Origin of the sequence: Natrinema caseinilyticum (genome assembly GCF_024227435.1) — an archaeon.
Classification (GTDB): Archaea; Halobacteriota; Halobacteria; order Halobacteriales; family Natrialbaceae; genus Natrinema; species Natrinema caseinilyticum.
In genome coordinates this window covers 1,245,388-1,272,255 of sequence record NZ_CP100445.1, presented here as the reverse complement: position 1 = coordinate 1,272,255, position 26,868 = coordinate 1,245,388, and the positions used below count along the sequence as shown (strand labels likewise).

General features: G+C 63.2%; 28 protein-coding genes, 1 tRNA gene and 2 pseudogenes. 16 read left to right on the top strand and 15 right to left on the bottom strand.

All coding sequences use genetic code 11. The features are described from left to right. On the top strand, positions 1-222 hold the full coding sequence (locus NJT13_RS06140; protein ID WP_254524693.1) for a HalX domain-containing protein: 222 nt from the start codon (positions 1-3) through the stop codon (positions 220-222). 159 nt (positions 223-381) lie between these two features. On the opposite strand, the gene NJT13_RS06135 is transcribed toward NJT13_RS06140, so the two are convergent. Further along, positions 382-1,179, bottom strand: coding sequence for a VTT domain-containing protein (locus NJT13_RS06135; protein ID WP_254524692.1), 798 nt, complete (start codon positions 1,177-1,179; stop codon positions 382-384). Positions 1,180-1,408: 229 nt separating this feature from the next. Between NJT13_RS06135 and NJT13_RS06130 the strand changes: the two genes are divergently transcribed. The 3 genes from NJT13_RS06130 to NJT13_RS06120 all read left to right on the top strand — a co-directional run bounded on the left by NJT13_RS06130 (position 1,409) and on the right by NJT13_RS06120 (position 3,843). Further along, a tRNA-Leu gene (locus tag NJT13_RS06130) sits at positions 1,409-1,493 on the top strand. 385 nt (positions 1,494-1,878) lie between these two features. Continuing rightward, a complete protein-coding gene (locus NJT13_RS06125) occupies positions 1,879-2,937 on the top strand; it encodes an NAD(P)-dependent alcohol dehydrogenase (RefSeq protein WP_254524691.1) in 1,059 nt (352 codons plus the stop codon). 342 nt (positions 2,938-3,279) lie between these two features. Continuing rightward, complete coding sequence (locus NJT13_RS06120; RefSeq protein ID WP_254524690.1) at positions 3,280-3,843, top strand: DUF420 domain-containing protein; 564 nt, start codon at positions 3,280-3,282, stop codon at positions 3,841-3,843. 18 nt (positions 3,844-3,861) lie between these two features. On the opposite strand, the gene NJT13_RS06115 is transcribed toward NJT13_RS06120, so the two are convergent. Next, the gene (locus tag NJT13_RS06115) at positions 3,862-4,059 is read right to left on the bottom strand and encodes a DUF5800 family protein (RefSeq protein ID WP_008014031.1); all 198 of its coding nucleotides are present in this window, start codon (positions 4,057-4,059) and stop codon (positions 3,862-3,864) included. Between the two features lie 146 nt (positions 4,060-4,205). On the opposite strand from NJT13_RS06115, the gene NJT13_RS06110 reads away from it, so the two are divergent. The 12 genes and pseudogenes from NJT13_RS06110 (at position 4,206) to NJT13_RS06055 (ending at position 13,694) form a co-directional block, all read left to right on the top strand. Next, entirely contained in the window at positions 4,206-5,063 is an 858-nt protein-coding gene (locus NJT13_RS06110; protein WP_254524689.1) for a polymer-forming cytoskeletal protein, read from the top strand. 260 nt (positions 5,064-5,323) lie between these two features. Next, entirely contained in the window at positions 5,324-5,569 is a 246-nt protein-coding gene (locus NJT13_RS06105) for a MarR family transcriptional regulator (RefSeq protein WP_425499803.1), read from the top strand. Then, positions 5,566-5,907, top strand: a pseudogene (locus NJT13_RS06100) (PemK-like protein). Before NJT13_RS06105 ends, NJT13_RS06100 begins: the two are co-directional and overlap by 4 nt. A 149-nt stretch (positions 5,908-6,056) precedes the next feature. Then, positions 6,057-6,470: pseudogene (locus tag NJT13_RS06095) on the top strand (DUF7437 domain-containing protein); the annotation flags it as partial. A gap of 99 nt (positions 6,471-6,569) precedes the next feature. Then, complete coding sequence (locus NJT13_RS06090) at positions 6,570-6,968, top strand: type II toxin-antitoxin system death-on-curing family toxin (protein WP_254524686.1); 399 nt, start codon at positions 6,570-6,572, stop codon at positions 6,966-6,968. A gap of 18 nt (positions 6,969-6,986) precedes the next feature. Further along, positions 6,987-7,172 carry a hypothetical protein gene (locus NJT13_RS06085; protein WP_484549608.1) on the top strand — a complete coding sequence of 62 codons (186 nt, stop codon included), beginning with the start codon at positions 6,987-6,989 and terminating at the stop codon, positions 7,170-7,172. A 408-nt stretch (positions 7,173-7,580) separates the two neighbouring features. After that, positions 7,581-8,087 (top strand): helix-turn-helix domain-containing protein, encoded by a 507-nt coding sequence (locus NJT13_RS06080; protein WP_254524684.1) that lies wholly within the window; start codon positions 7,581-7,583, stop codon positions 8,085-8,087. A 277-nt stretch (positions 8,088-8,364) separates the two neighbouring features. Further along, on the top strand, positions 8,365-9,228 hold the full coding sequence (locus NJT13_RS06075; RefSeq protein WP_254524683.1) for an electron transfer flavoprotein subunit beta/FixA family protein: 864 nt from the start codon (positions 8,365-8,367) through the stop codon (positions 9,226-9,228). A gap of 1 nt (position 9,229) precedes the next feature. Beyond that, entirely contained in the window at positions 9,230-10,822 is a 1,593-nt protein-coding gene (locus NJT13_RS06070) for an electron transfer flavoprotein subunit alpha/FixB family protein (RefSeq protein ID WP_254524682.1), read from the top strand. After that, a complete protein-coding gene (locus tag NJT13_RS06065) occupies positions 10,822-12,504 on the top strand; it encodes an FAD-dependent monooxygenase (RefSeq protein ID WP_254524681.1) in 1,683 nt (560 codons plus the stop codon). Before NJT13_RS06070 ends, NJT13_RS06065 begins: the two co-directional genes overlap by 1 nt. Before the next feature lies 1 nt (position 12,505). Beyond that, positions 12,506-12,967 (top strand): DUF8055 family protein, encoded by a 462-nt coding sequence (locus NJT13_RS06060; protein ID WP_254524680.1) that lies wholly within the window; start codon positions 12,506-12,508, stop codon positions 12,965-12,967. A 172-nt stretch (positions 12,968-13,139) separates the two neighbouring features. Further along, entirely contained in the window at positions 13,140-13,694 is a 555-nt protein-coding gene (locus NJT13_RS06055; RefSeq protein WP_254525408.1) for a hypothetical protein, read from the top strand. A gap of 138 nt (positions 13,695-13,832) precedes the next feature. Here the strand turns inward: NJT13_RS06055 and phoU (NJT13_RS06050) are convergent, their stop codons facing one another. The 13 genes from phoU (NJT13_RS06050) to pstC (NJT13_RS05990) all read right to left on the bottom strand — a co-directional run bounded on the left by phoU (NJT13_RS06050) (position 13,833) and on the right by pstC (NJT13_RS05990) (position 26,838). Next, positions 13,833-14,504, bottom strand: a complete 672-nt coding sequence (phoU, locus tag NJT13_RS06050; protein ID WP_254524679.1) for a phosphate signaling complex protein PhoU — start codon at positions 14,502-14,504, stop codon at positions 13,833-13,835. Positions 14,505-14,645: 141 nt separating this feature from the next. After that, positions 14,646-15,158: a redoxin domain-containing protein gene (locus NJT13_RS06045; protein WP_254524678.1), complete on the bottom strand. Its 513-nt coding sequence runs from the start codon at positions 15,156-15,158 to the stop codon at positions 14,646-14,648. A gap of 1 nt (position 15,159) precedes the next feature. After that, on the bottom strand, positions 15,160-15,459 hold the full coding sequence (locus NJT13_RS06040) for a glutaredoxin family protein (RefSeq protein WP_254524677.1): 300 nt from the start codon (positions 15,457-15,459) through the stop codon (positions 15,160-15,162). A gap of 158 nt (positions 15,460-15,617) precedes the next feature. Next, positions 15,618-16,109 (bottom strand): metal-dependent hydrolase, encoded by a 492-nt coding sequence (locus NJT13_RS06035; RefSeq protein WP_254524676.1) that lies wholly within the window; start codon positions 16,107-16,109, stop codon positions 15,618-15,620. Positions 16,110-16,394: 285 nt separating this feature from the next. After that, positions 16,395-17,318, bottom strand: a complete 924-nt coding sequence (gene pstB, locus NJT13_RS06030) for a phosphate ABC transporter ATP-binding protein PstB (protein WP_425499788.1) — start codon at positions 17,316-17,318, stop codon at positions 16,395-16,397. Between the two features lie 3 nt (positions 17,319-17,321). Then, the gene (gene pstA / locus NJT13_RS06025) at positions 17,322-18,935 is read right to left on the bottom strand and encodes a phosphate ABC transporter permease PstA (protein ID WP_254524675.1); all 1,614 of its coding nucleotides are present in this window, start codon (positions 18,933-18,935) and stop codon (positions 17,322-17,324) included. A gap of 34 nt (positions 18,936-18,969) precedes the next feature. Then, positions 18,970-19,911: a phosphate ABC transporter permease subunit PstC gene (pstC, locus tag NJT13_RS06020; RefSeq protein ID WP_254524674.1), complete on the bottom strand. Its 942-nt coding sequence runs from the start codon at positions 19,909-19,911 to the stop codon at positions 18,970-18,972. 54 nt (positions 19,912-19,965) lie between these two features. Then, positions 19,966-20,934, bottom strand: a complete 969-nt coding sequence (locus NJT13_RS06015) for a PstS family phosphate ABC transporter substrate-binding protein (RefSeq protein WP_254524673.1) — start codon at positions 20,932-20,934, stop codon at positions 19,966-19,968. Positions 20,935-21,394: 460 nt separating this feature from the next. Next, entirely contained in the window at positions 21,395-22,417 is a 1,023-nt protein-coding gene (locus NJT13_RS06010) for a PstS family phosphate ABC transporter substrate-binding protein (protein ID WP_254524672.1), read from the bottom strand. Between the two features lie 165 nt (positions 22,418-22,582). Then, positions 22,583-23,305 (bottom strand): phosphate signaling complex protein PhoU, encoded by a 723-nt coding sequence (phoU, locus tag NJT13_RS06005; protein ID WP_254524671.1) that lies wholly within the window; start codon positions 23,303-23,305, stop codon positions 22,583-22,585. 4 nt (positions 23,306-23,309) lie between these two features. Continuing rightward, positions 23,310-24,215 (bottom strand): phosphate ABC transporter ATP-binding protein PstB, encoded by a 906-nt coding sequence (gene pstB, locus NJT13_RS06000; RefSeq protein WP_254524670.1) that lies wholly within the window; start codon positions 24,213-24,215, stop codon positions 23,310-23,312. After that, the gene (gene pstA, locus NJT13_RS05995; protein ID WP_254524669.1) at positions 24,212-25,765 is read right to left on the bottom strand and encodes a phosphate ABC transporter permease PstA; all 1,554 of its coding nucleotides are present in this window, start codon (positions 25,763-25,765) and stop codon (positions 24,212-24,214) included. Before pstA (NJT13_RS05995) ends, pstB (NJT13_RS06000) begins: the two co-directional genes overlap by 4 nt. Beyond that, a complete protein-coding gene (gene pstC, locus NJT13_RS05990) occupies positions 25,762-26,838 on the bottom strand; it encodes a phosphate ABC transporter permease subunit PstC (protein ID WP_254524668.1) in 1,077 nt (358 codons plus the stop codon). Before pstC (NJT13_RS05990) ends, pstA (NJT13_RS05995) begins: the two co-directional genes overlap by 4 nt. Between the last annotated feature and the right edge of the window lie 30 nt (positions 26,839-26,868).

Genomic DNA, 26,868 nt, shown 5'->3' with positions numbered 1-26,868 from the left:
TTGACCCGGATTATCGAGAACCTTCGCGTCCAGTCTCGCTACGGCGACGACGGCCGTCGGGAACTCGAGTCGATCTCGAACAAGATGGAGACCCTGGAGGACGAACACTCGATCGAGGAACTGACCGATACCAGCGCGTACCAGGAACTCGAGTCCGATCTAAAGGTGTTGAGCGATTCGCTGGTCGCGGAACTCGACGACGAGGAACTCGCGAGTCAGTGACCGGACGCTGGCCGGCAGTCCGGCATCACACGATCCGCCGCTCGCACTGGCGGTCGCTCACCCGTCCGTCGCTCGCACGGGCAGATTTCACGACCTGTCGATCGAACACGAAGACGAGCCTCACCTGCCGTTTCGATCGCGCTGGAAAGCGAGTGCGAGCTACTGTTCCGTCGTCCGATTCGTCTCCTCAGTTCGCTCGGCTCTGTCGGGACGTGCCGGTCGCTGACGGATTCGTGCCCCGATCGCGCGGTAGGCAGGACCGGCGAGTAAGACCCCGGCGGCGACGGCACAGGCGACCGAAAGCGCGACGCCGAGTTCACCGAGTCCGCTCGTGGTGACCGTCGCGGCCGACGCGCCGACGACGACCGCTGCCGTCGTCCAGGGAAGTTCGCCGATCGCCGTCCCGAGCAGCAAGTGTCGGGGCTCGACGTCGCTCACCGCGGCGGCACACGTCGCGACGTCGGACGGAATCGGCGCCAACCGCGAGGCGGTGACGCCGCGAAGCGGCCCGGTCGCGTCGTAATAGCGCGTCACGGTCTCGCCGGCTCGCTCGAGGAGCGTTCCGCCACCGTCCGCGTCCCCGGCCGACGAAGACGAAGCGACTCGAGACTCCCGCGGGCCCCGATCGGTGGCCGATCGGCCCCCGACGGCGAGCCACCGGACGGCGAAAAAGACCGGAAGAACGGTCGTGACGACGCCGACGAGCGCGATCGGGAGGCCGACGACGACGCCGAAGCCGTAGCCGACGACGACGGCGAGCGGGGTCGTCGGCCACGCCAAAAGCGGCCGCACGAGGTAGAGCCCCGCGACGACGAGCCCGAATGTGAGCGGCTCCGCTGCCAGCGAATCGACGGTCTCGAGCATCGACGACGGCGAGACGAAGACGCCCGCAGCGACGATTCCGACGGCCACGACCGCACCTGCGAGCGCGCGCGTCCGGCCCGGCGACACCGACATCGGTCGAAACTCTCGCTCGAGCGTTGAAATCTTTGTGTCTGTCCGGTTCGAGTGACCGTCGGCTGTATCCGGGGGATCCGACGGCCGGGCGAGTCAGAGACGAATGCGGTGTCCGACGATCGGCCACCACGGTCCGAATTCGTCGGGACACCCGGCCGCAGTCACCGACCCAAAGGAAAGGGCTTTTATAATCACGCTGGATACGGTTGAGTGCAGACAAAGACCGCGAGCGTGGGTAGCCAAGCCAGGCCAACGGCGCAGCGTTGAGGGCGCTGTCCCGTAGGGGTCCGCCGGTTCAAATCCGGTCCCACGCATCGCACAGGTGGAATGCTCCACCGTCAACCGATGCAGGTGATCTCCCTTCGCGGACATCACCCACGCATAATCCTTTCGGGACTACTCTTCCTCGAGCGCCAGCCACAGCTCTTCGATCCAAACGTACGATAGCGCCGGCCTACGGAGGTGCTGCACCGTGATCGGCGCCGGTCTTACTCCGGCGATTCGATCGACGCTGATGAGAACTAGCGGTACGACATCCTCCAACGATCAGCGTACTGAATACAGCGGATGGGTTCAGCACGGTCGTCCGTGTGGGACGGGAGACGAGCAGACGTCCTGCTGTGAATCCCTGGTAGAGATAGTTTCTTCCGAGTGTCGAATAGCGTTTCAAGGCGCCGGTGGTGGTAGCGTTTCAACGGCATGAAAGCCTTCGTTATGAACGGGATCGGCGAAACCGGGTTCGCAGAGAAAGACGAGCCAGAAGCGGGGCCGTCAGATGCGATTCTTCGGCCGACGAAAGGACTCATCTGTACCTCGGACGTCCACACTGTTCACGGTGCGATCGGCGATCGTAAAGACCTCACACTCGGTCACGAGGTGGTCGGTATCGTCGAAGAAGTTGGCGATGACGTAGAAGCGTTCGAACCTGGCGACCGCGTCGTCGTCGGCGCTATAACCCCCGACTGGGGATCCGATGCAGCCCAAGATTGCCATTCCTCTCAGTCCAACGGCGCCCTTGGAGGCTGGAAGTTCGCAAACGTGAAAGATGGGACGTTCGCGGAATACGCCCACGTCAACGAAGCGGACGCGAATCTGGCGCACATCCCCGAGAGCGTCAGTGACGAGGAAGCCGTCTACACCACCGACATGATGAGCACGGGGTTCATGGGTGCTGAGCACGCTGACATTCCCGTCGGTGGCACCGTCGCCGTGTTCGCACAGGGGCCAGTCGGTCTGATGGCCACCAAAGGCGCTGTGCTACAGGGGGCCGGACGGATCTTCGCGGTCGAATCGGTTCCCGAGCGACAGGAGCTCGCAGAACGGTACGGGGCAACCGAGATCATCGATTTCGAAGAACACGATCCCGTCGAACGAATTCACGAACTGACCGACGACAGGGGTGTCGACGCTGCTATCGAAGCCCTTGGGACTTCGTCGACGCTGGAAGACTGCGTTGCCGTGACCAAACCCGGCGCCATGATCTCGAATATCGGGTATCACGGGGAGGGCGAATACGTGAAAATCCCGCGAGAAGAGTGGGGTGTCGGGATGGCTGAAAAGGACATCGTCACTGGCCTCTGTCCTGGCGGTGGGCTCCGAATGCGCAGATTACTGCGGCTCCTCGAGGAAGGGGTCGTCGATCCAACGCCGATGACGACTCACGAGTTCCCCTTCGCCGAGATCGAGAAAGCGTTCGATCTGATGGAAACCAAAGAAGATGGCATAATCAAGCCACTGATCGAATTCGATGACGCATGAGGTGTCGAACGGGATTGAGTAGTCTTCGTCTCGGTGAAGGACGCTGGCATCGGAACAAAAACCCCCAGCCGAACAGGAGCTGCTGAATTCGGGAGTGGCCACGTCCGACCCGGAAGCGACTTGAGCAGCGAGGTCCAAGGCGCGAATGAATAGTATACCCGCGAGGCAGAGGCTCACACCTCTTTTCGCGGACATCACCCACGCAAATTCCTCTCGAAGCGACACCGACGAGCCACGGCCTCCGACCCGAGTTCGTTGGTTACTCACACGAGACTCACGGACGGGGCCGCGAATCCGGGCGCAGAGAGTAATCACTTTCTCCCTGCGCTCGAACGAACACACATGGAATACGTCCCTCGAGAGCGCGTGCGGCTGCTTACTGGCGTATTGAGCGTCGTTTCACTGGCGGTGGTTTTCGCGGCCGCGGGCGGGCGGATTCCGTCCTCGAGCGTGCCCGCGACGCCGGAGTGGATCCTCGAGACGATTCCGCTGGTCAACGCCGTGCTCAGTGCGACCGCGATCGGGACGATCACGCTGGGCTGGCGGGCGATCCGACGCGGCGACGTCGAGCGCCACCGGATCGCCATGGTCACCTCGTTCGTCCTCTTCGCGAGCTTTCTCGCGCTCTATCTCTACCGGCTGACGGCGACCGGTGGGCCGCAGCCGTTCCCCGGTCCCGAGACGGTCTATCAGTTCGTCTACCTGCCACTGCTTTCGATCCACATCCTGCTGGCGATCGTTTGCATTCCGCTGCTCTACTACGTCCTCCTGCTCGCGCTCTCCCGTCCGATCGCCGACTTGCGCCGGACGAGTCACGCTCGCGTCGGTCGAATCGCTGCGACGCTGTGGCTGATCTCGTTTTCGCTCGGGATCGTCGTCTTCGTGTTACTCCACGTCGTCTACTGAGTTCGTCGGCCACCGATTTCAGTCCAGAATGTCGCCGATGCGTCTTGGCTCGCCCTGCAGGTTCGGCTGTTCGGCGACGATTTTCAACACCTCGTGATCGGTCACGTCGTAGTAGGACTTCTCGGTCGCCTCCTCGACGAGGTCCCGCTCGAGGCGGAATTCGGTGCCTTCGTAGACGACGTCGACGCCGTCGTCGTCGAACGCGAGCGTGGTCATGAGCGGACGTATGCAGCGGGTATGTAAAAGGGAGGCGGGTTCCGGCGTCGGTCGAACCTCGAGCGGGCGACTGAGGCAGACGCGCGTCAGACGAATGGCAGACGACGCGGGGGGTTTATTAGTCGGTGCTCCCTTTGGATGCGAGTGTGGCCTTCAGCAGGGACCCGCTCGATTCACTCGTCGTTCCCGACGGGACGGAAGCGCAGGAACGCGACCTCGTGACCGACGGGGACGTCCTCGTGGGCGGTCGGGCGACCGTCGAATTCGGCGTCCGCGGACGAAACGTGCTGGCGGGCGAAGCGTCCGAATTCGGCGGCGCGATCGAGGCAGACGGCGATTGTCGACTCGACATGTGGTGTGACGTTACCGGGAACGTCCTGGTCGGTCAGGACGCGTACATCGGGGAGCGCGTGCACATCGGCGGGGAGTTGAAAGTCGCCGGCGACCTCGACATCGGCGACGACGTCGAAATCGAAGAGGGATTCGAGGCCAACGGCTGGATCGTCATCCGGAACCCGATGCCGACGATCGTCTTCCTGTTCGTCTACCTCAAACACCTCCTTCTGATCGGCGAAGAAGACGCCGCCCAGCGGCTCATCTCCAACCTCGTCGACGAAGCGGACGACGACCCCGAGGCCGAACCGCTCGTTATCCCTCGAAATGCGACCGTCGGCGACGACGCCTGGCGCGTCTCGACACCCGCGACGATCGGCTCAGATTGCCGGCTCCACGGCAACGTCCGCGCCGAGACGATCGACGTCGGCTCGGAAAGCAACATCTTCGGCAGCCTTCGCGCTCGAGGCGACGTCACAGTCGGCGAGGGGACTCGGATTCACGGCGACCTGACGACTCGAGACGGCGACGTCACTATCGAGCGCGATGCTCGCATCCTGGGCGACGTCTCCTGTGCGGACCTCGAACTCGGTCCCGACGCCGAGATCGACGGGACGATCCGAGCCGACGGCGAGATCACGATGGGGACGACCGACAGGGAAATCGAGTAGATCGACTCGTTCTAGTTGCTGGGCGACTGTGGCCTCGTTGCGTGTCGTTTTCCGGGCCCCTCCTGGGTCGCCGGTTCCCAGCGGTCGCACGAGCTGGTGTGCGATGCCGGACCGGGACGCGTCGTCGGAGTCGGTCTGAGCGGTCGTGAGTCGTCTCATACGTCAGTCACGTTCTAAGTGACTTCCTCCCCACCCTACTCGCTCACGGCTCGCGCCGTTCGCTCCTCGAGGATAGCGTGAGACCGAAGGTCTCACGGACCATGCGAACGGCGGCGACGATCGCCGAGCAACGTGAGCTAAAGACGGACGCCGTCAGTGCGATCCTCTCGCGACTGAAGGAACGAAGGCTCGTGCGGCACAAGCGGCCGTACTGGGCGATCACAGACGACGAGAAACGGCTCCGAGCCGCCTACCGGCTTCACAGGAATCACGAGACCGCAGACGAGCAGTACGGTGAGGAGCGTCTCGAGGAGCTACAAACCGACGATATGGAGAAAGTGCAGTGACCGCGTTCGATGAATTGGCACGCGGTGATATCATCTGAGGGACCGATCCGCTCTCGGACAAAGGTCGCCTGATGCTCGTGCTTGGAACACCCCAGTTTCTCAACCACGGGATCCAGCTCATCACGGTCCTGATCTCGACGAAAACCTACCACGAGAAGTCTCTCACACTCTGTGACGACGACTACGAAGGCGATCCGGTCGGGGAGCGAAGTCACGTTCTCCCGTGGTCGCTCGTGACTCTCAACAGTGCAGCTGACGTAGAATTCTATATGACTTCTCTCGTCGACGAACGCACCGAAGACGTGGCGACACAATTGATTGGCTATCTCCCCTCCTGAGCATACCGTACTACCGCTGCCGACGTCAGCGACGTCTCGCAGCCGCCGAAGGCTTTTCTAACTGTGCCTAATAATTCTTCCGGATGTCTAACACGTACGACGCCGTCATCGTTGGGGCGGGACACAACGGCCTCACGGCGGCCCTGTACCTCGTCGACGCCGGCGTCGTCGAAGTCACGCAGGACGAGCAACCACGGCGGTACGCCGCCCGGGAAATCGACCTGACCGTGACAACGGCTGCCGGTGACCGGGAGTACACGATCATGCCGGCGCTGATCGTCGCCGTTGGGCGGCACGAGACGAACGCCGACATCGACACCTACATCGACCGCCACGACGTCGCCGGCTTCGCGACAGCGCTCACCGATGCGGTCGTCCGTGAACACGGGGAGGTGACCCATCGGCTGATGGCTGAGAATCTCGGCATATCGTCGCTTGCTGCGGAGATAATCCTGCAGGTGCTCCGACCCGTCGTCGACGAGCATTACGATATCGAGGAAGCAGGGGCGTCGCTCGATGAGTTGGACATCGACGATGAACGCGATGACCGTCGACACCGCTGATGGAGACAACCGATAACTGGGCCACCCACGCGGTCGACGACGAGGCCTGATCTCGATGGTTGAGAAACGGTTAACGGGCGGCGTGAGAAAGTCCGGTATGTGACTGACGATCTTGCGTATCCCTCTGTCGAACTTATTCTGGATCTCCACGAACAGATCGTAGCAGAAGGCGACACCACGGAACCAGGAGTTCGGTCAGAAGACTCGATTTCCTCCGCGTTGCAGTATATCTCGGAGGGATTCTTTGGGGAGGTGCCCAACACGATCCACGACAAAGCGGTCCATCTGATGCGACTGCTCGTTGCGGAGCATCCATTCGTCGACGGGAACAAACGAACAGCGCTCCGAACGGTGGTCGTTTTCTATATGCTGAACGGGGACACGTTCGAGTACGGTGATGAAATTCGGGCCCTCTTGCACCGCTTCGCAACTGACGAAGCCGCGGTCGACACAGAGACTGCAGTCGTCTACTTCCGGGCCTGTGCTCGTCGCAACTGATAAAGGGACACACAGAGTATGCTCAACAGAACAATGGCGTCCAGCACCGATTCCTCGACGGCGGCCGACGACGAGGTCCGCCAGCTCTACGAGCGGTATCAGGCAGCTGAGAGCGACGCCGAACGTCGCGAGATCGCCCTCGAGATGGGGGAACTCGACGGACGCCGTCACGCGGAGATCTACGCAGCACTCGAAGACGAGTAATCCGTTACGATTACTCAGGGTTCCGTCACAATCGACGGAGCAGCCAGCATACGTCAACGAGCTTGGAGTGGCAGTAGAGATTACCCTGTCCTTGTTGGAAACAGCGCGCTCCAAGGCATCTCGAATCACTGCGTCGTGATTTTCGAGGAACTGGGTCACAGTCGCTACCGGTGCCTCGATCTCAAACACACCTGAAAGCGTAGCGAGCCGTTCGCTAATCTGGTCTGTGACTTCCTCCCCACCCTACTTGCTCACGGCTTGCGCCGCTCGCTCCGTGAGGGTAGCGCGGGACCGAAGGTCCCGCTGACCATGCGAACGGCGGTGCCGTGAGCAGAAGGGGCATGAGCGCCTCGAGTTGGGTAATGACCGAGATATCGTAGTCGTTGAACGTCAGTGCACACCCCGCTCGTGAATTCGCGGCGGGCGAGTGTTCGCTGGCCACCTGACAGCGAGCGGTGGGTAACTCGTTTCAACGACGACTATAGCGACTCGACTTCCACCACAGCGTTCGTTCACTTCGTTCCGAACGAGACGGTCACCGACTTACTGACGATCTTCGACACGTTCACCCTCGTTCTCGACACGCCGCTCGAGTTCACGCGACACGGCGAACTCTCAGTCCAGGTCTACGGAACCGATGCAGCCATCCGGTCGGCGCTCGAGCGCGTCCCCAACGACGTGTCCCTGAAGATCGGACGCATCGGCGAGTACCGGTCCGAGGCGGATAGACTGTACGGGACCCTCACCGAACGCCAACGCGAGATTCTCGACGCCGCACTGGACGCCGGCTATTACAGCGCGCCGCGAGAAGCGACGCACGAAGACATCGCCGAAACGCTCGATCTGTCCGCTGGCACCGTCGGCGACCACCTTCGGAAGATCGAAGCGAACGTACTGGCGGTGATCGGCCGGTGAGCCGCGCTCCGAGGAGCATCGGCGGCGCTCGCCCGCGTTCGTTCGGTGACCTCGCCCGCGAAACCGGGTCCCGGCGTTTCACTTGCGATTCGACCAGTTCAGCCCTCGAGCGCCTGAAATGCCCGCATCGTCGACGATTTTCGGTGGATATTCCGATACCCGTCGCTGCATTCGCCTCTCCTGACGGCGATTCTAACCCGTATTCTTAATAGTGATAATTGCGATAGAGAGACACAGACATGTTAATACCAATCACTAGTCTACGACGGAGGGATCGATGCGATCGATAGTTCTGACGAAAGGCGTCCCCGACTTTTCGGAAGGCGCCGTCTCGTTCGACGAAGACGGCCACCTCGAGCGGGGAAAGACGCCGACGGTCATGAACCCGAACGACGCGTTCGCAGTGGAAGCCGCGCTGCAGACGAAAGTTCGCCACGGCGGCCACGTCTCCGGGATGAGTATGGGTCCGCCGGGGTATGCCGACGTTCTGCAGGGTGCGATGGAATCGGTCTACACCGACGACAGCTATCTGCTCTCGGACCGCGAGCTGGCCGCCTCGGACACGTGGGCGACGGCGATCACGCTGAGTGCCGGCCTCGAGAAGTATCAAGAGGAAGTAGACGACATCGACATCGTGTTCGCGGGATTCAAGACGGCCGACGGGGAGACCGGTCAGACCGGCCCGCAAACGTGCTGGGCGATGGACTGGCCGATCGTCACGCACGTCATCGCACTCGACATCGATCCGGACGAGCGGATGCTGCGCGCGAAGCGCCTCGTCGAGGGTGACGTCGACGAAATCGAGACGGTCGAGGCGCCCCTGCCCTGTTTCGTCGTCACCGATCCCGAGTTCGAGCCGACGTACCGGAAGGCCTCCCACCGGTTGACGCACAAGCGCCTCCGGGCAGAAACGGAAGCGCGGGCCGCGGCGCACGACGACCACCTGACGACGTGGGATCACGTCGATCTGAATCTCGACCCCGATTACATCGGACTCGACGGTTCGCCCACGATCGTCTCGTCGGTCGATCCGATCCCGAAAGCGCCCTCGGAGCGGGAGGCGACGATGATCGATCCCGACGACGGCATGGGCGACGTACTCGAGGAAATGCATCCGTTTAGCGCAGAGGCAGGTGATTAAAATGACGACAGTAGACCCGGATGACCACACCGTCGACGAACTGACCGACGAACTCGAGACGATCGACGACGCGGACGACCTCCAGGCGATACTCGAGGCCGAACGGACCGGCCAGGATCGGGCGACGGCCCGCGAGGCGGTCCACAACCGGCTCGAAGAGATCGGCGCCGATCTCGAGGGAGTCGAGGAGGGCACCGAGACGGAAGGCGAGTACGAGGAGACGGCCGAAGACGTGGGTGACGATGCCGAGGCCGAATCCGTGGAGGACGATGCCGATGCCGAGGACGAGGCGGCAGACGAAACCGAACCCGAAGCCGAGGACGAGGGGACGGAAGACGAACCGGAGGAAGACGACGGCCTCACGCACCCGACTCGCGACAAGAGACACGTCAGGGCGCTCGCGGACGGCGAGTACGAAGACATGTGGGTCTTCTGTGAGACCCAGGCGGGCGAGTTGCTCGAGGTGTCGCGAGAGATGCTGGGCAAAGCCCGCCAGTTGATGGACCAGTTCGAATCGGATTACGGCGACGACGAGAACGTCGTCGCGTTCCTGATGGGTGACGACTGCGAGGGGCTCGCCGAGGAGTGTATCGCTCACGGAGCGGACGTGGCGGTCTATCACGACGACGACAGGTTGGAACGGTTCCTCCACAAACCGTACACGGAAATCTCGGCGCACATGGCACGCGGCGAGGGATCGGTCGAGAGTACCGACTGGCGCGACTACGACAAACCGCGCTACGTCCTGTTCCCGGCGACGAACAACGGACGCGACCTCTCGGCGAAGGTCCAGGCGGAACTCGACTCCGGGCTGGCCTCGGACTGTTCTGACCTCTTCATCGAGGAGAACGAGGTCTCGAACCCGGTCAAGACCGGCGAACCGGGCGTCAAGAAGACCTTCGAGAAGGTCCTCCACATGAAGCGACCCGATTTCTCCGGGTTCGAGTACTCGACGATCCTGTGTCTCGACAATCCGGGGCGAGAGTTCCACCCGCAGGGATGTTCCGTCATTCCGGGAAGCTTCGAGCCCATGGAACCCGACTACGATCGGGAGGGTCTCGTCGTGGAACACGACATGGAACTCGAGGAGGAGTGGTTCCGCGTCGAGATCACCGACTCCGACCGACTCGAGGCCGGGATCGACCTCACCGACCACGACGTGATCGTCTGTCTGGGCCGCGGGATCGCCGACGATCCGACGCTCGGGATGGAACTCGGTCTCGACCTGGTCGACGCGTTCGAGGACGCCGAACTCGGGATCACGCGCGGGATCGTCACCTCCTCGTACCAGTTCGAGGGCCACGTCGAGCAGTATTCGAAAGAAGAGCGCCAGATCGGTGAGACGGGCCAGGTCGTCGCGCCCGACCTCTACATCGCGGCGGGCGTCTCCGGTGCGGTCCAGCACAAAGTCGGCATGGACGAATCCGACACCATCGTCGCGGTCAACACCGACACCGACGCCCGCATCCGTGACTTCAGCGACTACTTCGTCGAGGGCGATCTGTTCGAGGTGTTACCGCGGCTCACTGAGGCCGTCGAATCGGGCGAGACGGCGCTCGAGCCCGAGGCCGTCGCCGACGGGGGTGACGAGTGATGGCGGCCGACACCGACGACTACGAGCACTACGAGGCGGTCGTGGTGGGCTGTGGCCCCGGCGGGGCCGCGGCGGCTGCCCGGCTCGCCGACCACGGCGTCGAGACGCTCGTCCTGGAGCGGGGGACGGAAGCGGGATCGAAGAACGTCTCGGGCGGGTTGATCTACGCCGAAGATTCGGCACCGTACACGATCGACGACCTCTTCGAGGGCTTCCGCGAGGAGGCGTCCGAACGGCCGGTCACGGACTACTACATCCACAACGTGGCCGGGAACTCGGTCAAGACGTACGATCTGGTCGACCTGCACGAACACGATACCGACTGGTGCGACGCCGTCCTCCGCCGGGAGATGGACGCCTGGCTCGAGCAACGGGTCCACGAGAAGACGAGCGAGACGGGCGGTGGCGTACTGACGAACGTTCGGGTGAACGGCCTCCTCAGGGAAAACGGCGAGATCGTCGGCGTCACCTGTGACGAACTCGACCCGATCAAGGCGGACGTGATCGTCGGGGCCGACGGCGTCAACTCGGAACTCGCCCGCGATGCCGGGTTGATGGACTGGGAGGAACCCGACGAGTGGTTCCAGGGCGTCAAGGCGGTCGTCGACATGGAACCCGACGCGATCGACGACCGGTTCGACATCGACCCCGACGAAGGAGCCGCACATCTGTTCTCCGGCGACCTCTTCGAGGACGTCCGCGGCGGCGGCTTCCTCTATACGAACGAGGACTCGCTGTCGATCGGGACCGTCTTCCACCTCGATAGTCTCGTCGAGCAGGAGGCGAACCCACACGACCTGCTCGACGCCTTGCTGACGCATCCGCTGCTGGCCGGCTGGTTCCGCAACGACTATCACGAACTCGAGTACGCCGCAAAGCTCGTCCCCGACTCGAAGAAGGTCGCCCACCGCGAGCCCTACCGGGATCGGCTCGTTCTCGTGGGCGACGCCGCCGGACAGATGCAAGCCCAGGGGCCGATCATCAAGGGGATGAATCACGCCGTTACCGCCGGCGCGCTCGCGGCGGACGCCTTCTCCATCACCCGCGGGAACAACGATCCGGCGGCCGCCGGCCGGCGGTACGCCCGGATGCTCGAGGATTCGGGAACGATGGACAAGCTTCGGCCCCGTCGGTACGAACTCAGCCGGACCGTCGGCGAAAACGACACCGTCACCGCGGCCGTCGAACGGGTGCTCGACTCCCCGGTCGGCTCGGTCGCGGTCGGCAATCCGATCGCGAATCGTCTGCTCGAGCGCGCCTACAACTCGCCGTTTCTGGTATCGATGCTGCCCGACACCAAGACTGGCTACGTCTCCCTGCCGACGGTGATCGGCGAGCAACACGGCCGAACGATCCAGTGGGACAACGAGATCGAACCGCCGAGTCTCGAGCAGCGGATCGGCGACCTCACCTACGATACCGACGTGGGCAATCCGCACATCGAACTCAGAGACGAATCCTACGCGGCCAGCGGCGCGGCCGTCACCGCCTGTCCCGTGAGTGCGGAGGACTTCGGCGGCGGCTGCTACCGCTCGGAGACGGTGAAGACCAACGGCTCGGAGGAGACGCTGGTCAGCCTCGACACCCAGCCGTGCGTCGAATGCGGCACCTGCGCTATCGTCGCCGACACCGACTGGGAACATCCCCGTGGCGGCAAAGGTGTGGAGTTCCGCGAGGGATAGCGTGAGCCGGTACGGTCCCCGCATCGCCGCGCTCGCCCGCCGTGCCGAGCGCGAACGGACTGCACTCGAGGCAGCCTCCCGGTCGGACGGTGCCAGCAGTCCCGACACGGCCACCCGATCCGATGCCGCCAGCCGTTCTCCGGCCGGAACAGCGGTCCGAACGGATCCCGACGAGGCCGACCACTACCTTCGCGATGGTGCGGGTCAGGCGATCTGGTTGTACATCGAAGCTCGCACCGGCGGTCGACTGGTCCCGTTTAGCGAGTACGAATTCGACGCGCTCGAGGCCGCCATGAACCGCTGGTTCGAGTGTTACGCACGCTGTCACGGCGTGGAACTCGAAGCCGAGTTCACCGTTCGGGAGGCCGCGGAGGTGTTGCTCGAAACGAGAAATATCGTCGACACGACGCAGTTGTTGACACGCGTTCCGGAACGCGGATCGGAATCGCGACCGACTCGGTGAGCGCGTCCGACCCGTGCGTAGGGTTAACACGCCGAATGTGGCGTAGTCGGCGGTTTCTACTGTGACAAACCCGCCCGTATATGACTGCCACGCAGGTGACGGCTATTCGGCTATTCCCGACGAGCACAAAGTCAGCACGATGGTACGAGACGAGAAGGTATCACGACGGCGGATGCTCAAGCTGACTGGTGTCGCGACATCGACGGCGTTGGTCGCCGGTTGCGGTGGTGGAGGCGGTAACGGCAACGGCAACGGCAACGGCGGTGGCAACGGCGGCGGTGGTAACGGCGGCGTCGAGATCGAACCCGGCACGCAGATCGAGTTCGACGGACAGACGTCCGGCTGGGTCGGGATCGCACCCGACTCGATCGCGGACATGGAGAATCCGACGCTCATCCTCCAGGAGGGCGAAACCTACGAGATCGGCTGGACGACCGGTGACGGCGCCCGACACAACATCGAGATTCGGAACGAAAACGACGAGATCGTCGACGACCTCGCGACGGAGGTCGTCACCGAACCCGAAAACCAGTGGCTCGAGTTCCAGCCCACCAGCGAGATGACCACGTACATCTGCCAGGTCCACCCGACGACGATGGTCGGCGAGATTCAAGTCGGCGGTGGCGGCGGTGGCGGCGGTGGCGGTAACGAGACTGGTAACGAGACCGGCAACGAAACGGGCGGCAACGAGACCGGCAACGAAACGGGCGGCAACACGACGGGATAGAATCCGTCGCGACCGTTCGAAGGGACGACCCGACGGTATCGTTCCGGCCACCGATCGACGGTATCGATCCGGGGCGGAAAGCCGCGGGACCGCGCGCCGGTCGACTCGGCCGGCGATAGCATCCGGGTGCCGATCGGGTCAGTAGATGAGTTCGTCGTCGTTTTCGACCATGTACAACGTCCTCGCGGCGATATTGACCGTATGGTCGCCGACGCGCTCGAGATCGCGAATCGTCAACAGAAGGCGCGAGACGTCCTGGAGTAACTGTTCGACTTCGCTCGGTGACTCGAGTTCGCGCTCGATGAGGTCCCGAACGACGATCTCGCTCGCTCGTTCTGCGAAGCGATCGAGTTCGTCGTCGCGGTTCGCAAGCGTCCGACACAGGTCGACGTCTTCGGCGTCGTACGCGACCATCGCGTCCTCGAGCATGTCGAGGGTCAATTCCCCCATCTCCTGGACGTCGACGTCCGGGAAGAGGTCCTGTTCGGCCTCGATCGTGTACTCGCCGAGATTCGTCGCGAGATCCGCGATTCGCTCGAGGTCGGTGATGATCTTGAACGACGCCGCGATGAACCGAAGGTCGCTCGCGACCGGCTGTTGGAGCGCGAGCAGGTCGATACAGTCCTGTTCCAGGTCGAGGTACATCCGATTGATCTCGCCGTCTCCTTCGATCACTTCGCGGGCGAGTTCCTCGTCTTTCTGCTCTAAGGCGTCGAGTCCCATCCGAAGTCGCTCCATTACGACCTCACTCATGTAGAGAACGTCCTCACGAAGTTCCGTGAGTTTCTCCTGGTATGATTGCCTGGCCATACCTAAGGCACCTCGTCCGTCACTGATAAAGGCTGTGTGCCAACCTCTGGGACGGCACCGGGATCGGCGGCACGGGTCCTCCCGGCGCCGACTCGTCGAACGGCGCCCGCGGGCGCGACCGCCGATCCGCTCGACACCGGCTTACGATCGCGTTAGTGCCGACTCGATCTCGTCGTACGGCGGCGACTCGGGCCACTCGCCGGCGACCCAGACGTACTCGGCGGTCAGATCGGCGTCGACCAGGAAGACCGCCGGTCGCGGTTCGGCGATCCCGGCCATCCCATCGAGGTCGTGAACGATATCGTACCGTTCCGCGACGCCGTTTCCGGGGTCCGAATAGAGCGGATACTCGAGGTCTCTCGCTTCGATGAACCGCTGGTGGTCGAACGGTTGTGAAATTCCGACGCCTACGACCGCGACGTCGTCGCTCCCCCACTCGCGCTCTCGAATCTCCGTCCACCAGTATAGCGATTTCCCACCCCAGTTCAACGGGTAAAATACCAGCAGGACGGACCCGGCGTTCTGGGCGAGGGCGGATAGCGGGACGTCCTCCCAGTATTCCTCGGTGACGAGCGGGCGGGTGAAGTCCGGCACGGAGTCCCCCTCGACGGGATGGTCCGACGGCGGAAAATCGATCAGTTGGAAGTCGGCCACGTTAGATACCCTCCTCGTCGACCGCCCCGGTGCCGTACGTTCGATCGAGATACTCGACGATCTGGCCGCTCTCCGGCATCGTCACCCCCCGATCGCGGTCGATCAACAGGGGTACCGATCGCGTGCCCGCGACGCGTTTGACCGCGTCTCGCCGACTGTGTTCGCCGGCGACGAATCGGGACCTGTACGACACGTCGTATCGCTCGAGTCGTCGTGCGACGCGTTCGCAGTACGGGCAGCCGTGTAGTCGATACAGCGTCAGGGTCGGATCGTCGCCGTCGGATCCGGTCGGGTCGGCCATGCTCAGGATAGCGGACCCGGAACCCTTAAACTATCACCCCCACGGAACTGGCTCGCGGAGCCGTTCCGGGATCGGTCGAGCGTGTTCGACGGGTATCCGACCGACTCGAGCGGTCGGCGGTCGGAATAGCGACCGAGAGCGATTACGGACGACGACCGCTACTGGAACCAGTCGAGTAGCGGGTTCGGTGTGAGCGAGGGAACCCGGTACCCGAAATCGTACTTTCGCCCGAACATCCCGCCGAGGAGGACGGTAACTGCGACGGCCGAGGTCACCAGGTTCAAGAGCAGCCAGTCGACGGAAACCCCGTACAGCGCGGGATCGAAGGGAGCGAACGGCCGGACCCCGCCGGTCAGCGAATCGAAGAAGAGGTGTGAGCCGTATCCGATGGCGGCCGCGCGCCAGGGTCCGAACACGGAGAGGAGACCGACGACGACGAGCCCGGATAGTACCGAATGTGTCACTCCCCGATGCGCCCACAGGACTCCCTCGACGTATCCGTGAGTCACCAGCGGTCGAAAGACGATGATGTCGATGTCCGGAACGGCGGCGGCGAGCGCCGTGACGAGGTACGGTTCGGGTCGTCTAGATCGAACGATAATCAGCACCAGTGCCAGACTGGCCAGGATATGGACCCCGTTGGCGACCATGTGCCCTATTACCACGCGGTGTCGACTGATAAACGACATGGTCAGTATCTGGCATTGACAGGTGTTAGAGACTGTCTCGAGCGGTTATGGCGATTCGCGTGAAGGGGTCTCTCACGCGCGTTATCGAAGACCCGTGGTGATCGTCACGACGGATCGACGACCCCGACGACGCTGTCGGCGGTGCTGAGGATACGAACCGAGGACGTTCACGAAACGAACCGACGATGCCGAAAATCCGGACCGCAAGCGGTGGGGACAAAGAGAGTGAGCGAGGGCGCTCCGACCTTATCCGAACTTGCCGGTGATGTAGTCCTCGACGCGGTCGTGTTCGGGGTTCTCGAAGATCTTGTCGGTGTCGTCGAACTCGACGAGTTCGCCGCCGGTCAGGAAGACGGCCGTTTTGTCCGAGATACGGGCCGCCTGCTGCATGTTGTGGGTGACGATGACGACCGTGTACTCCTCGGCGAGGTCGTCGATCAGGTCTTCGACCTGCGACGTCGCGACTGGGTCCAGCGCCGAGGCAGGTTCGTCCATCAGAAGGACGTCGGGGTCGACCGCGATCGCTCGCGCAATACAGAGGCGTTGTTGCTGGCCGCCGGAGAGGCCGAGCGCGCTCTCGTCGAGTCGGTCTTTCACTTCGTCCCAGAGCGCGGCGCGACGGAGCGCGTTCTCGACGACCGCGTCGTGGTCACCGTCGATACCCTGTACCTCGAGCCCGTAGGCGACGTTGTCGTAGATACTCTTCGGGAACGGGTTCGGCGCCTGAAACACCATCCCGATCTTGCGACGGAGTACGACTGGATCGACGTCGTCGTCGTAGACGTTCTTCCCGCCGAACAGCAGTTCACCGTCGACGCGGGCAGCGTCGACGAGATCGTTCATTCGGTTGATACACCGAAGGAACGTCGATTTCCCGCAGCCCGATGGCCCGATAATCGCTGTAACCTGCTTGGATGGAATTTCGATATCGATCGACTGTAGCGCCTGAACGTCGTCGTAGTAGACGTCGAGGGATCTCGATTCGATTACGGTCTGGCTCCCGCTTGCCGGCTGACCCGAACGACCGTCGACATCGATCGACGATTCGACCAGCGACTCGGTCGTCGGATCGGAACCCTCGAGATCGCCGCTCGCGAGGCTTCCCTGCCCCTCGTCAGTTGCTTGGGTATCGGTACTGCTGTTCGGATCGCTCATAGTATCTTGTGTCATGGGTCAGTCTCGGCGTTGATACTTGTTCCGGATGATGATGGCGGAGGCGTTCATCAGCAAGAGGACGATCAGTAGCGTGACGACCCCGGCGGCGAGGACGCCGTGTTGAAACTCTTGTTGAATCGCGCCGGACCAGGTGTAGATCTGGCGCGGCATCGCGCTAATCTTGGTCGTGAAGGAATTCGGCGCAATTCGAACGACTGCGGGTGCGCCGATGATGAGCAGCGGTGCCGTCTCGCCGATCGCACGGCCCATCGCGAGGATGTTGCCGGTCATGATTCCCGGCAGCGCCTCCGGGAGGACGACGTTGCGGATCGTTTGCCACTTGGTCGCTCCCATGCCGTACGATGCGCGCCGCATCGAATCGGGGACGGCACTGATCGCCTCTTGGGAGGAGATGATGACGATCGGGAGGATGAGCAGTCCGATCGTGAACCCGCCGACGAGGGCGGTCCCGGAATTCAGACCGCCCCATCGGACGAACAGCGCGAGCCCGAGAACGCCGTAGACGACGGATGGAACGCCGGCGAGATTACCGATGTTGACTTCGATCAGGTCGACGACGCGCCCCCACAGACCACGTTCCGGGGCGTACTCCTCGAGATAGAGCGCAGCGCCGACGCCGACGGGGAACGCGGACGCGACGATCACGAGCAACATCATCACGGAGCCGACGAGGGGCGGATAGAAGCCCGCGTCCTCGGGAGTCCTCGATGGGGCGTTCGTGAGGAATCCCCAGTCGAGCCACGCACTCGGGCCGGTGAATCCCAGCGCGTCCGTGATGAGGACACCGGCGAGAATACCACCGGCAACGATGAGCGGAAACGCGAGGCCGGTAACGCCGGCCTCGTTGCGGACGACGCTCTCAACGTAGAGGCCGACCGGGACGGCGGTGACCGTGACGAGAAGCATCCAGACGAACGGATCGAGGCCCACGATCGGGGCGAGTGCGAATCCTGCAACTGCGCCAATAAGCGTCAGTCCCGCAGCGATGCCGCCGTCACGGTCGCTCTCGCGTTGTTTCCGAACGAACCAGCCGACGGCGAGCGCGACCGGGACGACGAACGAACCCACTAGTGCGAGCGACCGTGTCGGCAACACGGGAAGCGAAAGAATGCCCTTCGGGATCAGCCAGAGCGCGAGGACCGGGACGATCACCGTGACCGCGAGCCGCTCGAGGTCGGCCTCCGTTCGAACGCGGCTGTGAGCCGACACGATCCCGCCGGCCACGACGAGCGCGACGAGAATCGCGAGCCACTGATAGACGCTGACGATGTGGTCGAACGTGATGAACACCCCGCCGGTGAGCAGGAGCGAGGCGATCGGCAGTCCGAGCGCGACGGTCGCGGTCTCACCGGCTCTCGTGTCGCGCGTGTAGTAGTACGCCATCGCTCCGAAGACGGGGAGAACGACCGTCCCAACGAACGTGAGGAGCCAGCCGGAATCTGCGGTAAACGGCTTGAAGGCGTCGTTCGCGACGTACAGGAGGAGAACGAAGACGGCCGACAGGGCGAGCAGTGTCGCGCCGAGACAGAGTGCCTTGAACGCCCGGCCGCGAACGCGACTGACGGCCTGGCCCGTTCCGTACCACTGTCCGGTACGCTGGTCGGTCGACATTATCGGTACACCTCCCGTGGTTCGTCGGTATCTGTCATTGGTACTCCTCCTGGTAGCGTGCGGCGACGAAGTCGCTCGCGAGGTTCATCGCGAACGTGATCGTAAACAGCGTCAGTCCGAGGGCGAACATGCTCAGGTACGTCGCCGAGCCGCCGGTCGCGTCACTCGTCACGGCGTTGACCATCGCGGCGGTCATCGGCTGGCCCGAACTGAGCAGGTTGTCGAGCGGATTCGAGAAGTTGAACATCCGCGGTTGGAGCCCCGCGGCCATGACGACGATCATCGTTTCGCCGATCGCTCGCGAAAGCGCGAGAATGAACGACGAGAAGATCCCCGAGACGGCGGCGGGAATGACGATTCCGGTCGACACTTCGAACTTCGTCGCGCCCATGCCGTAGCCCGCCTGCCGAAGCGAGTCCGGCACGGAACTCATCGCGTCTTCCGACAGCGACGAGACCATCGGGATGATCATGATCCCGACCATGATCGATGCGGAAAGCAGGTTGAACGTGCTGACCGGAACGCCGACCCACTGGAGTGCAGGCGTCAGATAGATGAGCGCGAGATACCCGTACACGACGGTCGGAATCCCGGCGAGCACCTCGAGCGACGGTTTCAGAACCGATCGCATTCGGTCGCTCGCGTACTCGCTCAAGTAGACGGCGGCGGCGACGCCGGTCGGCACCGAGACGATCGCCGACACAGCGGTGATAATCAGCGTCGAGGTCACGAGCGGCCAGACGCCGAACGTTCCGCCGTCCGAGGTGGCGTACCACTCCGTGCCGGTGAAAAATTCGGTCAGCGAGACTTTACTGAAGAACGTGAGCGCGTCGACCGCGAGCGTGAGGATGATACTCCCCGTGACGATGACCGTCAACGCAGCACAGCCGAACAACAGCCACTTGTAGATGCGTTCTCTGACGAATTGACCCGACGACGAACGCGTCAGGTCGACGTCTATCGATCGCTCACTCATTGGTGGGGCATAGTCGTATAACCATCGTGAATCGTTCGGTTCGGTTCGCCGCGGTTAGCTCGTTTGCTTCTCGAGTTTCTCGAGGTTCGACTGCTCCTGCTCGTCGCTGACGGGGACGTAACCGACATCGGTGATGGTGTCGGTCGACGACTGCTCGAGGTAGTACTCGACGAAGTTATAGACCGGTTCGCGCTCGAGCGACTCCTTGCTGACGTAGATGTAAAGCGGCCGTGCCATCGGGTAGGCGCCGGACTGTGCGGCCTCGATGCTCGGTGCGACGCACTCGCCGTCTTCGCTTTCGCGAATCTCGAGCGCTTTGAGCTTATCCTCGTTCTCCCGATAGTAGGCGTACCCGAAGTAGCCGATCGCGTTTTCGGTCGACGAAATGCCCTTGACGAGGATGTTATCGTCCTCGGTCTTCTCGTAATTCTTGACGTGGCTACCCGAGTCGCCGATAACGTTGCTCCCGAACCAGTCGAACGTGCCCGACGTCGAGGGCGGACCGTAGCGCTCGATCTTCGTGTCGGGCCACTCGGAGTTGACGTCGGACCACGTTTCGGCACCGCCTTCGGACCAGATCTGGGCGAGTTCGTCGTAGCTAACGCAGTCGATCGGGGAGTCGTTGTGGACCGCCATGGTGACCGCGTCCTTCCCGATCTGGAACTCGATCGGTTCGACGCCGTTGTCCTGACACAACTGGCGCTCTTCGTCCTTGATTGGCCGCGATGCGCCGTTAATGTCCGAATCGCCGGGACAGAAATTGTTACTGAATCCACCGCCCGTCCCGGTTGGATCTGTCGGCACGTTCACCTGAGAGTTTTCGTCCATGAACTCCTCGGACAACCTGTCTGAAATCGGGAACACCGTACTGCTTCCCGTGACGATAACGCGCTTGTTACCCCCATCTCCACCGGTATTTTCCGTGCAACCAGCGATCGAGAGCGCTCCCGCCGCTCCCGTCGCGGCCAGGAATTTTCGCCGAGAATACGAGCGACCCTCACGATCCATCTGGATATCAGTCATCGTGTGGACGTTCGACTGTATATAGAAATACGATGCTATGTTGGCTATATATCTCTAAATACACGGCTATAGTCACGATTCGCCGATTCGACGAAAGGCAATTTTGCCATTTTGGGCGCTCTCGGGGCGCTCAAATCAGATTCGGATGAAAGGCCCACATTCACCATATGTTACATAGGGGACTATAGGAGAACGGGACTATAGATCCGCCAAAACTATAGTGGCAGGTCGCCCGAACAGAGACAGTTGATAGTGCGAGTTCAAAACTGTTCCGACACGGTAACGACGCCGTTGGAACCCGTCCCGTCGCGTTTGCGTCGACTCGAGCGTTCCAACAGGCGATCGAACAGCCGCGTCACCGTCGATGAGCCGGCAAACGGACGGGCGCTGACGTCAGCGATCCCGCTCGTTCACCGATCCGCTTCCGCCCGAATACGCTTCGATCCCCGACGGACAGCACTCACGAGTTCACGGCCGAGTCGAGCGCCTGTAGATTCTCGTCCGCCTGCTCGTCGCTCGAGGGCACGTAATTGACGTCCTCGGCGATCCAACTCGCGGTCGAATTCTCGAGGTAGAATCGGACGAACTCGGCGACGGGCTCGCGCTGCAGCGCTTCCTCGGCGGGGTAGATGAATAGCGGCCGAGCCATCGGATACGATCCGTTCCGTGCCGCTTGCAGACTCGGCTCCCCACAGTCGTCGCTCTCGGTCCGTTTCACCCGCAACGCCGTCACGCGATCCGCGTTTTCGGCGTAATAGCCGTAGCCGAAATATCCCATCGCGTACTGACTGTCCTCGAGTCCCTGGACGATGATGGTGTCGTCTTCCGTTCCGACGTAGTCACTGCGATGCGGACCGGCGTCGCCGACGACGTTCGTCGTGAACCAATCGTAGGTCCCGGATGTCGTGTCCGGGCCGTAGAGTTCGAACTGCTCGTCGGGCCACGACGGGTCGATATCGGCCCAGGTTTCCGCACCACCCGAACCCCAGATCTGTGCCAGTTGGTCGAACGACAGGCAATCGGCCCAGTCGTTCTCGGTGCTGACGGCCACCGTGAGGGCGTCGCCCGCGATCCGCATCTCGATCGGGGAGACGTCGTTTCCGGTGCAATGGTCCCTTTCGGAGGGTTTGATCGGCCGCGACGCCGCGTTGATGTCGGCGTCGCCGGGACAGAAATGATCCTCGAATCCGCCGCCACTGCCGGTAGACTGAACCCGAACGGTGACGTTCGGATGCACCTCGGTGAACCGATTGCGCATCGCCTCCGAAATCGGGAAGACCGTACTCGATCCCGTGACGACGACTTCCCCGTTCAGTTCGGTGCCGTCGGACTCTCCTTCGTCGTCGTTGCGAGAATCGTCTCCCGTGTCGCCGTCGCTCGACAGACACCCGCCGAGAGCTACCATTCCTCCTCCACAGGTTGCCGCGATGAATTTCCGCCGCGATGCCGACTCGACAGACCGTCCGAACCCATCGATTCTCATCGTGGGGAAAATTCGAAAGAGTATAAAAAAGGGATGCTATGAACGCTGTATATCCATCTATAGAGTCATAGTCGAATATGCACCGGCTACGGCGGTCTCCTGGGCGGGACGATCGCTCGCCGTCCCGAACCCTCGTCTATCGAAGCGACGACCGAAGCCGGCGTCTCACCGGAGCAACTCGTCGCTGCTTTCGACCGCGTACAGCGTCCGGGCAGCCACGTTCACCGCGTGATCACCGACCCGTTCTATGTCGCGAACGATCACGAGCGTCCGCACGACGTCAGCGAGGACGTCGTACGTCCCCGCGGTTCCGTCGGAACCGGTTTCGACCAGCCACTCCGTCGTCTCGCCGACGCCTTCGACCCGGAGATCGATACAGGCCCGGACGACCCGCTCCGTGACGCTGGCACAGCGGGCGTCGAGTTCGTCGTCGCGATCGGCGACCGCGAAACAGACCGCTGGCTCCTCCGTGACGAACGCCTCGATCGCCTGCTCGAGCAACTCCAGTGCGAGCGCGGCGATCCGCTCGAAATCGACGTCGGGAAGCGGCGGCGACGATTCGGTCGCTGCAAGCGCGTACTCTGCCAGGTTGGTCGCGAGGTCGCCGACGCGCTCGAGATCGGTGACGATCTTGAAGGCGGCGACGACGATCCGAAGGTCGCCGGCGACGGGCTGGTAGAGTGCCACCAGGTCGAGACACTCCCCTTCGATGTCGAGGGTGCGCTGATTGACCCTCCGATCGCCCGCGATAACCTCCCGTGCGAGCGCTCGTTCGCGGGTAAAGAGTGCCGTGGCGGCGTCGGCGAGTTGCTCGCGAACGAGGTCGCCCAGCGCGACGATTGCCTCGCGAAGACGCTCGAGTCGCCCCCGGTAGTCCTCGCGTGCCATCTCCTCACCCGAATTTGCCGGTGACGTAGTCCTCGACGCGGTCGCTCTCGGGATTCTCGAAGATCTTGTCGGTGTCGTCGTACTCGACGAGTTGACCGCCGGTGAGGAACACGGCGGTCTGGTCGCTGATCCGCGCGGCCTGTTGCATGTTGTGGGTAACGACCACGACGGTGTACTCCTCGGCGAGTTGCTCGATCAGATCCTCGATTTTGGCGGTCGCGACGGGATCGAGGGCGCTCGCCGGCTCGTCCATCAGGATCACGTCGGGGTCGACGGCGAGACAGCGCGCGATGCACAGGCGCTGTTGCTGGCCGCCCGAGAGCCCGAGCGCGTTGTCGTCGAGCCGCTCGGATACTTCCTCCCACAGCGCCGCCTGCTCGAGCGAGCGCTCGACGATCTCACGCTCGACCTCGCGGTCGTCGTTCCCGAGCAGGCGACCCAGCACGCCGACGTTGACGTCGCCGTGCTTTCGCGGGCCATAGGAGACGTTCGCGCGGATCGACTTCGGGAACGGGTTCGGGCTCTGGAAGACCATCCCGACCTTCTTTCGGAGTTCAACCAGGTCGGTGTCCCCCTCGTAGATGTTCTCGTCGTCGATCTCGACGGTCCCCTCGACTCGGGCACTGTCGATCCGGTCGTTCATCCGGTTGAGACACCGAAGGAACGTCGACTTCCCGCAACCGCTCGGGCCGATCAGTGCCGTCACGCTCTTCTCGGGAATGTCCATCGAGATGCTGTCGATGGCGCGGTCGTCGCCGTAGTACACGTCGAGGTCTTCGACCGAGATGGCGGCCTCGCCCGCGAATTCGTAGTCGGTCCACGAGTCGACGAGTCGCTCGTCGGTCTCGGCGTCGACCGTATGGCTGTTCGATGACTGTGCAACGTTCGTCGGTGCCGTCTGTTCGCTCATTCGTGTAGCTTCCTCCTGAAGTAGATTCGCGAGGCGATGCCGATCGCGTAGAATCCAAGCACCACCATCAGCAGTACGAGGGCGGTCCCCCATCCGAACGCCTCTTCCTGGCCGACGCCGGCGGTGATGACGGCGTACAGCTGGTAGGGGAGCGCGCTCGAGGCCTGCAACAGCGCCTGGTTCTCGACGAACGGTGGGGTCGCGACGAACCGAAAGGAGCCGAGGATGCTCGGCGCGCGAGCGGGGAACGGCTGGCCGCTCGTCACGAGCAGGATCGGCGCCGTCTCGCCTGCGATCCGACCGACGCCGAGGATCACGCCGGTGACGACGCCGGGCATCGCGGCCGGCAGCACGACGCTCCGGATCGTCTGCCACTGGTTGACGCCCAGCGCGGCGCTCGCGTCCCGGTACTCGTCGGGGACGCTCTTGATCGACTCGCGACTGGTGATGACGACCAGGGGCAGCAGCATGAAGCCCAGAACCATCATCCCCGCGAGCAGCGAATTGCTGTTGCCGAACCGAGGCACGAGGAACGCGTAGCCGAACAGGCCGTAGACGATACTGGGCGTACTCCACAGCGCGTTGGTCGCGGTTTCGATGACCGCGGTGAACCGGCCTTGCTCTGCGTACTCGGTGAGGAAGACGGCAGCGCCGATTCCCATCGGGACCGCGAGCACCACCGCGCCGATCACGAGCCAGACCGTGCCGACGATGGCCGGGAAGATGCCGTTGTACTGCTGGCCGAGCACGACTCCCTTCGTGAGGAAGGGAACGGAGATACTCAGCCCCGGACCGAACTGGGCGCCCTCGAGGAGCTTCGGGAGCCCCTTGCGGACGACGAAGAGGATCAGCAACAGCAGTACTGCGATCATGCCGAAGGCGTTCAATCCGATCAGCAGGTACGCGCCGTTCTGTCGGCCCTGGCTGCCAAAGCCCTCCGCGACGATAGCGCCGCTCCAGGCGACGAGCAGGCTGAGCGCGATGGTCGCGAGCGGTACGACGATCGGGGCGTGGAACGTCGCCTCCAGCGACGGTGGGTTCCAGAACCAGCTCGCGTCGACGAGGCCGCCGACCAGCAGCGCGCCCCAGAGGATCGAGAGCGAGCCGACCGGGAGCGTCGTGCCGATGTCTTCCGGAAGCACCGCGACGCCGATCGTCGTGACGAACGCGACGACCAGCCCCGCGAGGACGCTGCCGGTGGCGCCGACGCCGAACAGGACCGTCGTCGCCAACCCGCCGGTCGCGAAACCGACCACGCCGAACGCGATGCCGGTGCCGAGTCCGGTGTACTGGTCGGCGGTCGTCTCGAATGCGTCGACGTACGACGCGATTCCCGAGACGATCAGTCCGAGGCCCGCCAACAGGAACACGACGCCGAACAGCGTAAACAGCGAGAGGCCCGCGACGGCGGTGTCGGCGCTCGTGCGCTCGAACAGCGTCGTCCAGCCGAGCAGGAACGTCACGATCGAGAGACCGACGACGCTCAGCGCGACGCGGTCGAACGCGTCGACGGCGGGCGCGGCCGTCCCGGTCGTCGTCTCCTGGCTCATGATTCACCCTGCAGTTGGCTCTGCATGCGTCGTTCGATGTACTGGGACGCGACCGAGAGCACGGTGACGCTGACGAACAGCACGACGCCGGCGGCGAACAGCGCGCTCATGTGCGTACCGCTGGCGACGCCGTACTGGCTCGCGATGAGGCTGGTCAGCGTCTCGGTGTTGCCGAAGACGTCGTACAGCGGGTCGGGGAGCCGCTGGGCGTGGCCCAGGATCACGGTCGCCGCCATCGTCTCGCCGACGGCGCGGCCGACGCCGAGCAACACGGCGGCGGAGACGCCCGAGAACGCGGCGGGGATCGTGATGCTCTTGGTGGTCTGCCAGTCGGTCGTTCCGAGCGCGAGCGAGCCGCTCTTCATCGACTCCGGGACGCTCGCGATGGCGTCCTCGGCGACGGAAACGACCGTCGGTAGTGACATCAGCCCGACGACCATCCCCACGATGACGAGACTGCCGGACGTCGACAGGTCCACGTTCTCCATCATGTAGTCGTTCAGAATGGTGAACCCGATGAAGCCGTAGACGATCGAGGGGATCCCGGCGAGTGTCTCGACGGCGGGCTTGACGACCTCCCGGACTGCGTCGGGTGCGATCTCGCTGATGAACAGCGCGCCCGCGACGCCGAGCGGGCCGGCGATCAGCATCGCAAGCACCGTCGTGACGAGCGTGCCCCACATCATCGGGACGAGCGAGTACATCTCCTCACCGCGCGTGCGCCACATCGGCTCCGAGGCGTGTGTGAACATCTCCACACCCGTGAAGCGGATCGCTGGCAGCGCCTCGACGATCAGGTAGATCGTGATCAACGCGAGGATCGCACCGGTGCCGACCGTCGCGAGAAAACTCAGCGCTTTCGCCGTGGCCGCCTGATACTCGTACAGTCCATACGCCACCGTGAGCAGGAACCCCGCGAGGGGCAGCGCGGTAAACGGGGACCCGATCAAGAACGCGACGGCCGACCCGAGTAGGCACACCGCTCCCACCGCTCCCAGGGTTACGACCCTGTCGTCGGCCGACTCGACCCCGAAGTGGTCTTTCAGTTGTTGGTGTAGTTCTGACGTTGACATAAAATATCGGTGGTTGAACTGCGGCGCGAC

Excerpts from the sequence above, each read along its gene's own strand:
- NJT13_RS06120 (WP_254524690.1), top strand. The coding sequence starts at position 3,280 with ATGGAATACGTCCCTCGAGAGCGCGTGCGGCTGCTTACTGGCGTATTG.
- NJT13_RS06070 (WP_254524682.1), top strand. The coding sequence starts at position 9,230 with ATGACGACAGTAGACCCGGATGACCACACCGTCGACGAACTGACCGAC.
- phoU (WP_254524671.1), bottom strand. The coding sequence starts at position 23,305 with ATGGCACGCGAGGACTACCGGGGGCGACTCGAGCGTCTTCGCGAGGCA.
- NJT13_RS06085 (WP_484549608.1), top strand. The coding sequence starts at position 6,987 with ATGCTCAACAGAACAATGGCGTCCAGCACCGATTCCTCGACGGCGGCC.
- NJT13_RS06075 (WP_254524683.1), top strand. The coding sequence starts at position 8,365 with ATGCGATCGATAGTTCTGACGAAAGGCGTCCCCGACTTTTCGGAAGGC.
- NJT13_RS06055 (WP_254525408.1), top strand. The coding sequence starts at position 13,140 with ATGCTCAAGCTGACTGGTGTCGCGACATCGACGGCGTTGGTCGCCGGT.
- NJT13_RS06035 (WP_254524676.1), bottom strand. The coding sequence starts at position 16,109 with ATGGTCGCCAACGGGGTCCATATCCTGGCCAGTCTGGCACTGGTGCTG.
- NJT13_RS06015 (WP_254524673.1), bottom strand. The coding sequence starts at position 20,934 with ATGACTGATATCCAGATGGATCGTGAGGGTCGCTCGTATTCTCGGCGA.
- NJT13_RS06125 (WP_254524691.1), top strand. The coding sequence starts at position 1,879 with ATGAAAGCCTTCGTTATGAACGGGATCGGCGAAACCGGGTTCGCAGAG.
- pstB (WP_425499788.1), bottom strand. The coding sequence starts at position 17,318 with ATGACACAAGATACTATGAGCGATCCGAACAGCAGTACCGATACCCAA.
- NJT13_RS06135 (WP_254524692.1), bottom strand. The coding sequence starts at position 1,179 with ATGTCGGTGTCGCCGGGCCGGACGCGCGCGCTCGCAGGTGCGGTCGTG.
- pstA (WP_254524675.1), bottom strand. The coding sequence starts at position 18,935 with ATGTCGACCGACCAGCGTACCGGACAGTGGTACGGAACGGGCCAGGCC.
- NJT13_RS06040 (WP_254524677.1), bottom strand. The coding sequence starts at position 15,459 with ATGGCCGACCCGACCGGATCCGACGGCGACGATCCGACCCTGACGCTG.
- NJT13_RS06105 (WP_425499803.1), top strand. The coding sequence starts at position 5,324 with ATGCGAACGGCGGCGACGATCGCCGAGCAACGTGAGCTAAAGACGGAC.
- NJT13_RS06065 (WP_254524681.1), top strand. The coding sequence starts at position 10,822 with ATGGCGGCCGACACCGACGACTACGAGCACTACGAGGCGGTCGTGGTG.
- NJT13_RS06010 (WP_254524672.1), bottom strand. The coding sequence starts at position 22,417 with ATGAGAATCGATGGGTTCGGACGGTCTGTCGAGTCGGCATCGCGGCGG.
- phoU (WP_254524679.1), bottom strand. The coding sequence starts at position 14,504 with ATGGCCAGGCAATCATACCAGGAGAAACTCACGGAACTTCGTGAGGAC.
- pstA (WP_254524669.1), bottom strand. The coding sequence starts at position 25,765 with ATGAGCCAGGAGACGACGACCGGGACGGCCGCGCCCGCCGTCGACGCG.
- NJT13_RS06115 (WP_008014031.1), bottom strand. The coding sequence starts at position 4,059 with ATGACCACGCTCGCGTTCGACGACGACGGCGTCGACGTCGTCTACGAA.
- pstC (WP_254524668.1), bottom strand. The coding sequence starts at position 26,838 with ATGTCAACGTCAGAACTACACCAACAACTGAAAGACCACTTCGGGGTC.
- pstC (WP_254524674.1), bottom strand. The coding sequence starts at position 19,911 with ATGAGTGAGCGATCGATAGACGTCGACCTGACGCGTTCGTCGTCGGGT.
- pstB (WP_254524670.1), bottom strand. The coding sequence starts at position 24,215 with ATGAGCGAACAGACGGCACCGACGAACGTTGCACAGTCATCGAACAGC.